Here is a 15,096-nt window from a genome sequence, read left to right on the forward strand (position 1 = left end):
CCCGAACCGGGCTGTCCCGCACGCTCTGTGCGGGACAGCCCGTCCCTGACTCTGCCGAAACACCATTGCTGGGAGCCGACTGTGTCCGACGAGGACAAGCTTCGTAGTTACCTAAAGCGGGCCATCGCAGACGCCCAGGACGCCCGCGCACGACTGCGCAAGGTGCAGGAGCAGGCGGCGGAGCCGGTGGCGATCGTGGGCATGGCGTGCCGCTTCCCGGGGGGTGCGGACAGCCCGGAGGAGTTCTGGGAGCTGCTGTCCTCGGGCGGCGACGCCGTGGGAGGGTTCCCGACCGACCGCGGCTGGGACCTGGACGACGTCTACGACCCGGACGGCGAGCGCGAGGGCACCTCGTACGTGGCGCAGGGTGCGTTTCTGCGGGACGCGACCCGGTTCGACGCGGGGTTCTTCGGGATCAGCCCGCGTGAGGCGCTGGCGATGGACCCGCAGCAGCGCTTGCTGCTGGAGACGTCGTGGGAGGCGCTGGAGCGGGCCGGCATCGACCCGGCGTCCCTGCGGGAGACCGCGACCGGGGTGTTCGCGGGCGGCTTCGCGTCCAACTACGGGATCGGTGTCTCCTGGTCCGGTGACGGCGGGGCCGGTGTCGAGGGTCACCTGATGACCGGGAACGCGACGAGTGTGCTGTCGGGCCGGGTGTCGTACGTGCTGGGTCTCGAAGGCCCGGCGGTGACGATCGACACGGCGTGCTCGTCGTCGCTGGTGGCGCTGCACCTGGCTGCCCAGGCGCTGCGGTCGGGGGAGTGCTCGCTGGCGCTGGCCGGTGGTGTCACGGTGCTGGTGTCACCGGGGACGTTCGTGGAGTTCTCGCGGCAGCAGGGGCTGTCGGCGGACGGTCGGTGCCGCGCGTTCTCGGAGGACGCGGACGGCACGGGCTGGGCCGAGGGTGTGGGCATGCTCGTGGTCGAGCGGCTGTCGGACGCGCAGCGCAACGGGCACAAGGTGCTCGCGGTGCTGCGTGGGTCGGCGGTGAACCAGGACGGTGCGTCGAACGGTCTGACGGCGCCGAACGGTCCGTCGCAGCAGCGGGTGATCAGGGCGGCGTTGGCCAACGCGCGCCTGTCGGCTGCCGATGTGGACGTGGTCGAGGCGCACGGGACGGGTACGACGCTGGGCGACCCGATCGAGGCGCAGGCGCTGCTCGCCACGTACGGCCAGGACCGGCCGGAGGACCGGCCGTTGCTGCTCGGCTCGGTGAAGTCCAACATCGGGCACACGCAGGCCGCTGCCGGTGTGGCGGGTGTCATCAAGATGGTGATGGCGCTGCAGAACGAGGAGTTGCCGCCGACGCTGCACGCCGACGTGCCGTCCTCGCACGTGGACTGGACGGCCGGCGACGTCAAGTTGCTGACGGAGTCGGAGCCGTGGCCCGCGGGGGAGCGTCCGCGCCGCGCCGGCGTGTCCTCGTTCGGGATCAGCGGCACCAATGCGCACGTCATCGTGGAGGAGGCGCCGGCGGCTGAGGCCGTCGAGGTGCAGGAGACGGCTCCGGTGGTGTCGGGTGCCGGTGCGTGGGTGGTGTCGGGTCGGTCGGCGGAGGGTCTGACGGCTCAGGCGGGTCGCCTGCGCGAGTGGGCGGTGGCGCGGCCGGAGCTGGAGCCGGCGGATGTGGCGTGGTCGCTGGCGACGACGCGGTCGGCGTTCGAGCACCGGGCCGTGGTGGTGGGCACCGAGCGTGCCGAGCTGGTCGGTGGTGTGGAGAGTCTGGCCGCTGGTGTGTCGGCGGCATCGGTGGTGTCGGGTGTTGCGCGTGCCGGTGCTCGGGTGGGCCTGATCTTTGCGGGTCAGGGTTCGCAGTGGACCGGCATGGGGTGCGGCCTGTACGAGGGCAGCCCGGTGTTCGCGGAGACGTTCGATCGCGTGTGCGGGCTGCTGGAGCTGGAGTTGGGCGTGTCGGTCCGGGACGTGGTCCTGGGTGCGGACGGTGTCGACGGGGCTCTGGCGGATCAGACGCTGTATGCGCAGGCGGGGTTGTTCGCCTTCGAGGTCGGTGTCGCGGCCGTGCTGGAGGCTGCTGGCGTGACGCCGGATGCGGTGGTCGGTCACTCGGTGGGTGAGGTTGCGGCCGCGTACGTGGCCGGGGTCCTCTCTCTGGAGGACGCGTCTCGGCTGGTGGCGGCGCGTGCTCGCCTGATGCAGGCGTTGCCCGGCGGTGGCGCGATGGCGGCGATCAATGCGCCGGAGGCGGACGTGGTTTCCACGCTTGCCGAGGGTGTGTCGATCGCGGCGGTCAACGGGCCGGAGTCGGTGGTGGTTTCGGGTGAGACCGACGCCGTGGACAAGCTGGTGGAGGTGTGGCGTGAGCGGGGTCGGCGGGTGCGGCGGCTGCGGGTGTCGCATGCCTTCCACTCGCCCGCCATGGACCCCGTGCTCGATGAACTCTCTGCTGTGGCAGCCGGGTTGGAGTACCACCGTCCGAACATGATGTGGGCGGGTGCGCTGACCGGTGAGCTGGTGACCGAGTGCGAGGCGGGGTACTGGCCGGCGCAGACGCGCCGGGCGGTGCGCTTCGCCGACGCCGTCGCGGCTCTCGCGAAGCAGGGCGTCTCGGTGTTCATCGAGGTGGGCCCGGACGGGTCGCTGTCCTCCCTGGGCCCGGACGCGGTGGCGGGCGTCGACGGCGACGAGGCCGTGTTCGTCCCGCTGCAGCGGCGCGACGACGAGGGCGTCGCGCGTCTGGTGACGGGTCTGGCCCGGGCGTTCGTGCAGGGCGTGCCGGTGAACTGGAGTTCGGTTCTGCCTGCCGGGAAGCCGGTCGAGCTGCCGACGTACGCCTTCCGCCACCAGCGGTTCTGGCCGGAAGGCGTGGTGTCGCTCATGCCACCGGCGATGGCCGGCGGGGACGGTACGAGTACGGCAGTGGAGGCGCAGTTCTGGGCGGCCGTCGAGGACGGCGACTTGGCGCGGATCGCCGACACGCTGGCCATCGAGGACCAGCGCCAGCTGAGCGAGGTGCTGCCGGCGCTGGCGTCCTGGCGGCGCCGTGAGCTGGACCGGTTGGTGACCACGAACTGGCGCTACCGGGTGAACTGGGCATCGATCGGCGAGCCCGACTCCCGTGTGCTGTCCGGCACTTGGGTGCTGGTGGTGCCGACCGGCTCGGCCGAGCAGCAGTGTGTGTCCGCGCTGGCTGCTCGCGGGGCCGAGGTCGTCGTGGTCGAGGTCCCGGCCGGTGCTGTGGACCGGGCCGAGGTGGTGGCGCTGCTCGGCGAGGCGGTGGAACCTTCCGCCGTGTCCGGTGTGCTGTCGTTGCTGGCGCTGGACGAGACGCCGGTTGCGGACCACCCGGTGGTGACCGGTGGCCTGGCGGCCACCCTGAGCCTCATCCAGGCGCTGGGTGACGCCGGGATCGGCGCGCCGCTGTGGCTGGCGACGCGCGGTGCCGTGGCGGCCGGTCCGGGTGAGGTGCTGACCAACCCGGTGCAGGCGCAGGTGTGGGGTCTTGGCCGGGTCGTCGGCCTGGAACAGCCGGACCGTTGGGGCGGGTTGATCGACCTGCCCGAGGTGATGGACGACCGTGCCGGTGCGCGGCTGGTGGCGGTCCTCGCCGGCTGCGGCGAGAACGAGATCGCGATCCGGTCGGCCGGGATCCTGGGGCGCAGGCTGACCCGTGCGTCGCAGTCTCGCGGCAGGACCCACTGGGCGCCGCGCGGCAGTGTGCTGATCACCGGCGGCACCGGCGCGATCGCCGGGCACGTGTCGCGCTGGCTGGCCGATCGGGGTGCCGAGCGGCTGGTGCTGACCGGTCGCTCCGGTCCCGCTGCCGCCGGCATTGCGGCGACGGTCGCGGAGCTGGCCGCTCAGGGCACGCGTGTGGATGTCGTGTCCTGCGACGTCAGTAACCGAGAGTCTCTGGCCGGGCTGCTGGCCTGGATCGCGGAGACCGGCCCGGCGCTGTCCTCGGTGCTGCACACGGCCGCCGTCCTGGACGACGGCGTGGTCGACCGCCTCTCGGCGGCGCGGCTGGCATCCGTGCTGAGCGTGAAGGCCGAAGGCGCGGTCCTGCTCGACGAGTTGACCGCCGATCTGGACCTGGACGCGTTCGTCCTGTTCTCCTCGGCCGCGTCCACGCTCGGCGCTGCCGGTCAGGGCAACTACGCGGCGGCGAACGCCCTCCTGGACGCCCTCGCCGAGAACCGGCGGAGCCGCGGGCTGACCGGGCTGTCGGTGGCGTGGGGGGCGTGGGGCGGCGGCGGTTTCGCCGAGTCCAGCGAGGCGGCACGGGCGCGGGTCGAGCGCGGCCCGATGCCGGCGATGGACCCGCAGCTCGCCGTACGCGCGCTGGGCGAGGCGCTGGAGGGCCGGGACGCCGTCGTCACCGTGATGGACGTGGACTGGGCCCAGTTGGCGTCCGCGGCCGGGGCAGCGGATCTGCGGGAGGCGCCGCTCTTCCGCGACCTGCCGGAGGTCCGCCGGCTGACCGCCCCGGGTGCCGGGACCGCGGCCGTCGCGCGTGCCGAGGGTGAACTGTCACGGCGGCTGGCGGGGTTGGGCCGGGCCGAGCAGGAGCGGGTGCTGACGGATGTCGTCCGAACCGAGGTGGCCGTCGTGCTGGGGCACGCCTCCGCCGACGCGATCGAGGACCGGCGGTCGTTCAAGGACCTGGGCTTCGACTCGCTGACCGCCGTCGAGCTGCGCAATCGCCTCAACGCGGTGACCGGCATCCGGCTGCCCGCCACGCTGGTTTTCGACTACCCCACCCCGCTGCTGCTGGCCGGTTTCCTGCGGGGCGAACTGACCGGGGAGGCAACCGGGTCGGGCGCGGTCGTCGCCGTGGCGGCAGCGGCTGCGGACGAGCCGTTGGCGATCGTCGGCATGGCGTGCCGCTTCCCGGGGGGTGGCAGTCCGGAGGAGTTCTGGGAGCTGCTGTCCTCGGGCGGCGACGCGGTGGGAGGGTTCCCGACCGACCGCGGCTGGGACCTGGAGGGCGTGTACGACCCGGACGGCGAGCGCGAGGGCACCTCGTACGTGGCGCAGGGCGCCTTCGTCCGCGACGCGACGGAGTTCGACGCGGGGTTCTTCGGCATCAGCCCCCGTGAGGCGCTGGCGATGGACCCGCAGCAGCGGCTCCTGCTGGAGACGTCGTGGGAGGCGCTGGAGCGGGCCGGCATCGACCCGGCGGCGCTGCACGGCACGGCGACGGGCGTCTTCGCCGGTGGCTACGCGTCCGGCTACGGCTTCACCCTGGCGGGTGAGGGCGGGGCCGGTGTCGAGGGCCACCTGCTGACGGGGAACGCGACGAGTGTGCTGTCGGGCCGGGTGTCGTACGTGCTGGGTCTCGAAGGCCCGGCGGTGACGATCGACACGGCGTGCTCGTCGTCCCTGGTGGCGCTGCACCTGGCCGCGCAGGCCCTGCGCTCGGGCGAGTGCTCGCTCGCGCTGGCCGGTGGCGCGACGGTGATGGCGACGCCGGGCATGTTCATCGACTTCTCGCGGCAGCAGGGGCTGTCCGTGGACGGGCGGTGCCGCGCGTTCTCCGAGGACGCGGACGGCACCGGCTGGGCCGAGGGCGCGGGCATGCTCGTGGTCGAGCGCCTGTCGGACGCGCGACGCAACGGGCACCCGGTGCTGGCCGTGCTGCGCGGTTCCGCCGTCAACCAGGACGGCGCGTCCAACGGCCTGACGGCGCCCAACGGCCCGTCACAACAGCGGGTGATCCGGGCGGCGTTGGCCAACGCGCGCCTGTCGGCCGCTGACGTCGACGTGGTCGAGGCGCACGGGACGGGCACGACGCTGGGCGACCCGATCGAGGCGCAGGCGCTGCTCGCCACCTACGGCCAGGACCGGCCGGAGGACCGGCCGTTGCTGCTCGGCTCGGTGAAGTCCAACATCGGGCACACGCAGGCGGCCGCCGGTGTGGCGGGCGTGATCAAGATGATCCTCGCCCTGCAGCACGAGCAGCTTCCGCAGACGCTGTACGCCGACGTGCCGTCCTCGCACGTCGACTGGTCCGCCGGTGAGGTGGAGCTGCTGACGGAGGCGGTGCCGTGGCCGTCCGACGGCCGGGTGCGGCGGGCGGGTGTGTCCTCGTTCGGGATGAGCGGGACCAACGCGCACATCATCCTGGAGGAGGCGCCGGCTGCTGAGGCCGCCCAGGTGCAGGAGACGGCTCCGGTGGTGTCGGGTGCCGGTGCGTGGCTGGTGTCGGGTCGGTCGGCTCAAGGCCTGACGGCTCAGGCGGAGCGGCTCCACGACTGGGTGACCGCCCGGCCGGAGCTGGAGCCGGCGGAGGTGGCGTGGTCGCTGGCCACCACGAGGTCGGCCTTCGAGCACCGGGCGGTCGTGGTCGGAACCGAGCACGGCGAGCTGGTGTCCGGCCTGCAGAGCTTTGCGGCCGGTGTGCCTTCGGGCTCGGTGGTGTCGGGCGTGGCCCGTCCTGGCGCGCGGGTGGTGTTCGCCTTCGCGGGGCAGGGTTCGCAGTGGGTCGGCATGGGCCGGGAGTTGGCGGAGGCCAGCCCGGTCTTCGCCGCGCGGCTCGCGGAGTGCGAGGCGGCGCTGGCGCCGTACGTGGACTGGTCGCTGAGCGAGGTTCTCGCCGGCGCGGCGGGTGCGCCCGCGATGGAGGCGGCGGATGTCGTCCAGCCGGCGCTGTGGGCCGTGATGGTCTCGCTGGCGGCGGTCTGGGAGGCCGCCGGTGTGGCGCCGGAGGCGGTTGTCGGTCACTCGCAGGGCGAGATCGCCGCGGCGACGGTGGCCGGGATGCTCAGCATCGAGGACGGCGCCCGCGTGGTGGCCCTCCGCTCGCGGTCGCTGAAGGTGCTGGCCGGTCTCGGCGGGATGCTGTCGGTGAGCCGGTCGGCCGCCGCTGTTGAGGAACGTCTCCCGCGTTGGGGGGACCGTCTGTCGCTGGCTGCGGTCAACGGCCCGTCCGCCGTGGTGGTTTCGGGTGAGCCGGACGCTCTGGAGGAGCTGAAGGCGGAGTTCGAGGCCGAGGGCGTCCGCGCCCGGATGGTCGCGGTGGACTACGCCTCGCACTCCGCCCAGGTCGAGCGCCTGGAAGAGGAGATCACGTCCGTCCTGGCCGGGATCCTCCCGCGCCAGGGCCGGGTCCCGATGGTCTCCGCGATGACTGGTGAGACGCTGACCGGCGAGGAGCTGGACGCCGCCTACTGGTACCAGAGCCTGCGCGCCACGGTGCACTACGACCGGGCCGTGCGCGTGCTCGCCGGCCAGGGCCACCAGGTGTTCGTCGAGGTCACCCCGCACCCGGTGCTGCTGGGCGCGATGAACGACACCCTGGAGGAGGTCGCCCAGGAGGCAGGCCCGGGCATCGTGCCCGCCGCCGTCTGCGCCACGCTGCGCCGCGACGAAGGGGGCGCGACCCGGCTGGTCACCTCGCTCGCCGAGGCCTTCGTGCACGGCGCGCCCGTCGACTGGACGTCCGTGCTCCCGGCCGCCGAGCGGATCGAACTGCCGACCTACGCCTTCCAGTGCGAGCGCTACTGGCCGCAGGGGATGATCCCCCTGTCGCCGGTGGGCGCGGGCCAGGACGCGGCGTCGCTGGGCCTGGGCGCGGTGGACCACCCGCTGCTGGGCGCGGCGGTGGAACTGGCCGGTGGCGCGGGCATGGTGTGCACCGGACGGCTCTCGCTGCGTACGCACCCGTGGCTGGCCGATCACGTGGTCGGCGGGGTCGTGCTCCTGCCGGGCACCGGCTTCGTCGAGATGGTGGTCCGTGCGGGCGACCAGGTGGGCTGCGGCCTCCTGGAGGAACTCACCCTGCAGGCACCGCTGGTCCTGCCCGCCGACGGCGGCGGGGTGCGGGTCCAGGTGGTGCTGGCCGAGGCGGACGGCGAGGGCCGGCGGGCGATCGAGGTGTTCTCGCGCCCCGACGCGTCCGACCCGCAGCAGGCCTGGGTGCAGCACGCCAGTGGCGTCGTGGCCCCGGCCCCGATGGACGGGCGGACGCCCGAGGAGCTGTCGGTCTGGCCGCCGGAGGGCGCGACCGCGCTCGACATCGACGAGGTGTACGCCGTCCGGTTGGCCGAGGTGTACGGTCCGGCGTTCCACGGCCTGCGGGCCGCCTGGCGTCGCGGCGAGGACGTCTTCGCCGAGGTGGCGCTCCCGGAGTCCGTGGCGCGGGAGGCCGGTGCGTTCGGTCTGCACCCGGCGCTGCTCGACGCGACCCTGCACGCCGCGCTGCTGGAGGGCACGGCCCTGGCGGACGCGGACGTCGAGCCGGGTCAGGTCCGGATGCCGTTCGCGTGGACGGGCGTGGAGCTGCACGCGAGCGGGGCCTCCGTCCTGCGGGCCCGGCTGCGCCGTGACGCGCGGGGCGGTCTGGCGCTGACGGCGGCGGACCCCGCGGGGGCGCTCGTGGTGTCGGTGGAGTCGCTGGTCAGCCGCCCGGTGTCGGCCGGTCAGCTGCCGACCGCCGACCGCGGGGTGACCGACACGCTGTTCGTCGAGGAGTGGGCTCCGGTGGCCGGGGCACCCGTCCCGGCCGGGGAGTGGGCGCTGATCGGCGCCGACCGCTTCGGGCTGGTCGAGGGGCTGGGGGTCGCCGGCGTGCCGGTGCGTACCTTCGCCGACCTGGCCGAGGCGGCCGCGGCGACGGAGGCGGGCGAGACCGCTCCGCAGGTGGTGCTGGTCTGCGTCGGTGCTCCCGAGACCGAAGCCGAGGCGGTCCCGGCGGCGGCCCGCCGGCTCGCCGCCGACGCGCTGGGTCTGGCCCAGGAGTGGCTGGACGAACAGCGGCTGGGGTCCGCGCAGTTGGTGGTCGTCACCCGCGGCGGCGTGGCGGCCGCGGACGGCGAGGCCGTGGTGGACCTGGCGGCGGCCGCGGTCCGGGGCCTGCTGCGCTCGGCGCAGGCGGAGAACCCCGGCCGACTGGTCCTCGTCGACCTGCCGGTGGCCGACACCGGCGAGCAGATCGCCGTTCTCCCGACGGTTCTCGCCGCCGGCGAACCGGAGCTGGCCCTCCGCGGAACGGCCGCGTTCGGACGGCGGCTGACCCGTCCGTCCGAGGCCGGAGCAGCGGTTGAACGGCCTGCGAGCCTCCTCGCCGACGGCCCGCGGTCGCTGTTGGTGACCGGTGGGACGGGCACGCTGGGTGGCCTGGTGGCCCGTCATCTGGTGGTGACGGGACGGGCCCACGGCGTGGTGCTGACCAGCCGTTCGGGTCCGGCCGCCGCCGAGGTGGCCGGGCTGGCCGCCGAGTTGGCGGGGCTGGGCGCGTGGGTCCGGGTCGTGGCGTGCGACGTGGCCGACCGGGACGCGCTGGCCGCGCTCCTGGCGACGATCCCGGCCGAGTGCCCGCTGGGCTCCGTCTTCCACGCCGCCGGGATCATCGACGACGGCGTGATCGGCACCCTCACCGCCGAGCGGCTGGCGGCGGTCATGCGGCCGAAGGTCGACGCCGCCTGGCACCTGCACGAACTCACGCAGGACCTGGACCTGGAGCACTTCGTCCTGTTCTCCTCGGCCGCCGCGACCTTCGGCGCGCCCGGCCAGGGCAACTACGTCGCCGCCAACTCCTTCCTGGACGCGCTGGCCGGCTACCGGCAGGCCGCCGGGCTGGCGGGTCTGTCGCTGGCGTGGGGCCCGTGGGTGCACGAGGCCGGCATCGGCCGGGACCTGGGCGAGCGGCTGCTGACCCGCATCAGCCGGTCGGGAGTCGCGGCGCTGGGCGCGGACGAGGGCCTGGTCGTGATGGACACGGCGCTGGCCCGCGGCGAGGCCGTTCTGGTGCCGGCCCGGCTGGATCTGGCGGATCTGCGGGCGCGGGCCGCCCGCAGCGGTGAGATCCCGCCGCTGTGGCGGGTGCTGGCCGGTGGCCGGGTCCGGCGGACGGCTGCGGGCCGGACCGCCACGGCCGGTGCGGACGCCGCGGAGACGCTGCGGCGCCGCCTGGCCGAGCTGTCCGGCCAGGACCGCGACCGGATGCTGCTGGACCTCGTGCGGGCGCACGTGGCCGCCGTGCTCGGACACGCCTCCACCGAGGCGATCGAGCCCACCCGGGCCTTCACCGACCTGGGCTTCGACTCGCTCACCGCGGTGGAGCTGCGGAACCGGCTGCGGACGGAGACGGGGCTGCGGCTGCCGGCCACGCTGGTCTTCGACTACCCCACGCCCGTCGCGCTGGCCGCGTTGCTGCGGGGCGAGCTGGCGGGCGAGCTGCCCGCGGTCGAGCCCGTCCGTCCGTCCGCCGTGGTGACGGACGAGCCGATCGCGATCGTCGGCATGGCCTGCCGGTTCCCCGGCGGCGCGGGCAGCCCCGAGGAGCTGTGGGAGCTGCTGGCCGCGGGCCGGGACGCGATCGGCCCGTTCCCGCAGGACCGCGGCTGGGACCTCGACGCGCTGTACGACCCGGACACCGAGCACGCCGGAACCTCCTACACCCAGGAGGGCGGGTTCGTCCGGGACGTGAGCGGGTTCGACCCGGCGTTCTTCGGGATCAGCCCGCGTGAGGCGCTGGCGATGGACCCGCAGCAGCGGCTGCTCCTCGAAGTGTCCTGGGAGGCGTTCGAGCGGGCCGGGATCGATCCGGCCGCGCTGCGCGGCAGCCGGACCGGTGCCTTCGTCGGCGGTTACGGATCGGGCTACGCCGGGATGAGCCTCGACGGCGAGTCGGAGTTCGAGGGCATCGACGGGCACGTGATGACCGGGAACGCGACCAGCGTGCTGTCGGGCCGGCTGTCGTACACCTTCGGCCTGGAGGGTCCCGCCGTGACGATGGACACGGCGTGCTCCTCGTCGCTGGTGGCGCTGCACATGGCGAGCCAGTCGGTCAGGTCGGGGGAGTGCTCGCTCGCGCTCGCCGGCGGCATCACGGTCATGGCGGCCCCGGACGGGTTCATCGCCTTCTCCCAGGCGCGCGGCCTGGCGGTGGACGGACGCTCCAAGGCGTTCGCCGCGGCGGCCGACGGCATGGGCATGGCCGAGGGCGTCGGCATGCTCGTGGTCGAGCGGCTGTCGGACGCGCGACGCAACGGGCACCCGGTGCTGGCCGTGCTGCGCGGTTCCGCCGTCAACCAGGACGGTGCGTCCAACGGCCTGACGGCGCCCAACGGCCCGTCGCAGCAGCGCGTGATCCGCGCCGCGCTGGCCGGCGCCGGACTGTCGGCCGCCGACGTGGACGCGGTGGAGGCGCACGGCACGGGGACCAAGCTCGGTGACCCGATCGAGGCGCAGGCGCTGCTCGCCACCTACGGCCAGGACCGTCCCGAGGACCGTCCGGTGTGGCTCGGCTCGGTGAAGTCCAACCTCGGGCACACCCAGGCGGCCGCCGGCGTGGCCGGCGTGATGAAGATGCTGCTCGCGCTGCAGCACCAGGAACTGCCGCGGACGCTGCACGTGGACGAGCCGTCGCCGCACATCGACTGGTCGGCCGGACACGTGCGGCTGCTCACCGAGGCGGTGCCGTGGCCGGCGAACGGGCGGCCGCGCCGCGCGGGCGTGTCCTCGTTCGGGATCAGCGGCACCAACGCGCACATCATCCTGGAGGAGGCGCCGGCTGCCGAGGCCGCCCAGGTGCAGGAGACGGCTCCGGTGGTTTCGGGTGCCGGCGCGTGGGTGCTGTCGGGCCGCTCGGCCAAGGCGCTGTCGGGACAGGCGGGCAGGCTGCGCGAGTGGGTGGCCGCCCGGCCCGGGGCGGAGCCGGCCGACGTGGCCGGGTCGCTGGTGGCGACCCGGTCCCTGTTCGAGCACCGGGCCGTCGTCGTGGGCGGCGACCGCGCGGAGCTCGTGACGGGGCTGGCGAGCCTGGCGGCGGGTACGTCCGCCGGGTCGGTGGTGTCCGGCGTGGCCCGGTCCGATGCGCGGCCGGTGTTCGTGTTCCCGGGTCAGGGTTCGCAGTGGGTCGGCATGGGCCGGGAGTTGGCGTCGTGCAGCCCGGTCTTCGCCGCGCGGCTCGCGGAGTGTGAGGCGGCGCTGGCGCCGTATGTGGACTGGTCGCTGAGTGACGTGCTGGCCGGTGCCGAGGGTGCGCCCGCGATGGAGGCGGCGGATGTCGTCCAGCCGGCGCTGTGGGCCGTGATGGTCTCGCTCGCGGCGGTCTGGGAGGCCGCGGGCGTCACGCCCGACGCTGTCGTGGGTCACTCGCAGGGTGAGATCGCGGCGGCGACGGTCGCCGGGATGCTCAGCATCGAGGACGGCGCCCGCGTGGTGGCCCTCCGCTCGCAGTCGTTGAAGGTGCTGGCGGGTCTCGGCGGGATGCTGTCGGTGAGCCGGTCCGCCGCGGTGGTCGAGGAGCGGATAGCGCGGTTCGGTGATCGTCTGTCGCTGGCGGCGGTCAACGGCCCGGCCGTGGTGGTGGTTTCCGGCGAGCCGGAGGCGCTGGAGGAGCTGAAGGCGGAGTTCGAGGCCGAGGGCGTCCGCGCCCGGATGGTCGCGGTGGACTACGCCTCGCACTCGGCCCAGGTCGAGCGGCTGGAGGAGGAGATCACGTCCGTCCTGGCCGGGATCGCCCCGCGCCGGGGCCGCGTCCCGATGGTCTCCGCGATGACCGGCGAGACCCTGACGGGCGAGGAGCTGGATGCCGCCTACTGGTACGGCAGCCTGCGTGCGACGGTGCACTTCGACCGCGCGGTGCGGACCCTCGCCGGTCAGGGCCACCGGGTCTTCGTCGAGGTCTCGCCGCACCCGGTGCTGCCGGGCGCGATGACGGAGTCGCTGGAAGAGGTCGCGCAGGAGGCGGGCGCGGCCGCGGTGCCCGCTGCCGTCTGCGGCACGCTGCGCCGTGACGACGGCGGCGCGACCCGCCTGATCACGTCCCTCGCCGAGGCGTTCGTCAACGGCGCGGCCGTCGACTGGACGTCCGTGCTCCCGGCCGGAAAGCGCGTGGACCTGCCGACGTACGCCTTCCGGCACGACCGCTTCTGGCCGAAGGTCCCGTCGGCCCTGCCGGCCGGCGGTTCGGCCACCGGCCGGGACGGGTCGGGCACGGCGGCCGAAACGGCGTTCTGGGCGGCCGTCGAGGGCGGCGACCTGGAGCAGCTGGCGGACACGCTGGCGATCGGGGACCAGCAGCATCTCGGCGAGGTGCTGCCCGCGCTGGCCTCGTGGCGACGGCGTGACCTAGACCGGTCGACGACCGCGAGCTGGCGGTACCGGATGGGCTGGGCGCCGGTCGCCGAGCCCGACCCGGGCGTGCTGTCCGGCACGTGGCTCGTGGCGGTCCCCGCGGACCTGGCCGCCGACGATCTGACGCAGGGCTGTGCGGTGGCGCTGGGCGTCCGCGGCGCCGACGTCGTGGTGGCCGAGGTCCCGGCCGGGACCACGGACCGGGCCGCCCTGACGGCGCTGCTCGCGCGGACGCTCCGGGACGCGGGCGCGGAGCCGGCCGACGTGTCCGGTGTGCTGTCGCTGCTGGCGCTGGACGAGACGCCGGTGCCGGACCATCCGGTGGTGGCCGGCGGGCTGGCCGCCACCCTGACCCTCATCCAGGCACTGGGCGACGCCGGAATCGAGGCGCCGCTGTGGCCGGCGACGCGCGGCGCGGTCGCGGCCGCGCGCGGCGAGGTGCCGACCGGTCCGGTGCAGGCGCAGGTGTGGGGCCTCGGCCGGGTCGTCGGCCTGGAACACCCGGACCGCTGGGGCGGGTTGATCGACCTGCCCGAGGTGATGGACGACCGGGCCGGCGCGCGGCTGGTCGCGGTGCTCGCCGGCTGCGGCGAGGACCAGGTCGCCATCCGGCCGGCCGGGATGCTGGGCCGCCGGATGAGCCGGGCCGCCGAGGCGCGTGCCGACGAGGGCCGCTGGACGCCGCGCGGGACCGTGCTGATCACCGGCGGCACCGGCGCGATCGCCGGGCACGTGGCCCGTTGGCTGGCCGAAGGGGACGCGGCGCGCGTGGTGCTGACGGGCCGTTCCGGTCCGGCGGCCGCCGGTGTCGCGGCGACGGTCGCGGAGCTGGCCGCTCGGGGCACGCGGGTGGACGTGGTGTCCTGTGACGTGAGCGACCGGGAGGCGCTGGCCGGCCTGGTGGCCTGGATCGGGGAGACCGGTCCGGCACTGTCCTCGGTGATGCACACGGCCGCGGTCCTGGACGACGGTGTGGTCGACCGGCTGTCGGTGTCCCGTCTGGAGACGGTGCTGGCGGCCAAGGCCGCGAGCGCCGCGTACCTCGACGAGCTGACCGCGGATCTGGACCTGGACGCGTTCGTGCTGTTCTCCTCCGCGGCGTCGACCCTCGGCTCCGCCGGCCAGGGCAACTACGCGGCCGCGAACTCCTTCCTCGACGCCCTCGCCGAGAACCGGCGGGCCCGCGGGCTGACCGGTCTGTCGGTGGCCTGGGGCCAGTGGGGCGGCGGCGGCCTGGCGGAGTCCAAGGACGCGATCCGGGAGCGGATGAAGAAGCTCCCGATGTCGGCGATGGACCCGCAGCTGGCGGTCCGGGCGCTGGGCGAGTCGCTGCAGGGCCCCGACGCCGTGGTGACGGTGATGGACGTCGACTGGGCCGTGCTGGCGCAGACCGCGGTGGACCTGCCGAAGGCGCCGCTGGTCCGGGACCTGCCGGAGGTCCGTCGACTCGCCACCGTCGGCGCCCGGTCCGCCGAGGCGGCCGTCCCCGGCGAGGGCGAGCTGGGCCGGCGCCTGGCCGGCCTGGACCGCACCGAGCAGGAGCGGGTGCTGACGGACCTGGTGCGGGCCGAGGCGGCCGTCGTCCTGGGCCACGCGTCGGCGGAGGGGGTCCAGGCCCAGCAGGCGTTCAAGGACCTGGGCTTCGACTCGCTGACGGCCGTGGAGATCCGCAACCGGTTGAACACTGCGACCGGACTGCGGGTGCCCGCTACGTTGATTTTCGACTACCCCACCCCGGTGGCGGTGGCCGCCTGGCTGCGCACCGAACTCGTCCCGGACGAGGCGGCTTCGGTGCCGGTGCTCGACGACCTCGACAGGCTCGAATCCAGCCTGTCGGGTTCGGCTGCGCCCGACCAGGACACGAGCGAGCGAATCACGAGGCGGCTGCAGAGCATTCTGTCGAAGTGGATCGAAAAGCAGGGCGCAGCGGAGTCCGGCAGCGGTGAGGTTGAACTCGAGTCGGCAACACCCGACCAGGTGTTTGAGTTTCTCGACAAGGAACTTGGTCTGTCCAACTAGTTACTTCGCGCTAATTGACGGCATGTTTTGGTAAGG

The 15,096-nt window shown here is 74.4% G+C and carries 1 protein-coding gene; it reads left to right on the forward strand.

From position 1 onward, the window contains the following. Positions 1-27 precede the first annotated feature (27 nt). Entirely contained in the window at positions 28-15,060 is a 15,033-nt protein-coding gene (locus KV557_RS44110) for a type I polyketide synthase (RefSeq protein WP_374106653.1), read from the forward strand. The last annotated feature ends 36 nt before the right edge of the window (positions 15,061-15,096 follow it).

Origin of the sequence: Kitasatospora aureofaciens (assembly GCF_019192735.1) — a bacterium.
GTDB lineage: Bacteria > Actinomycetota > Actinomycetes > Streptomycetales > Streptomycetaceae > Kitasatospora > Kitasatospora aureofaciens_A.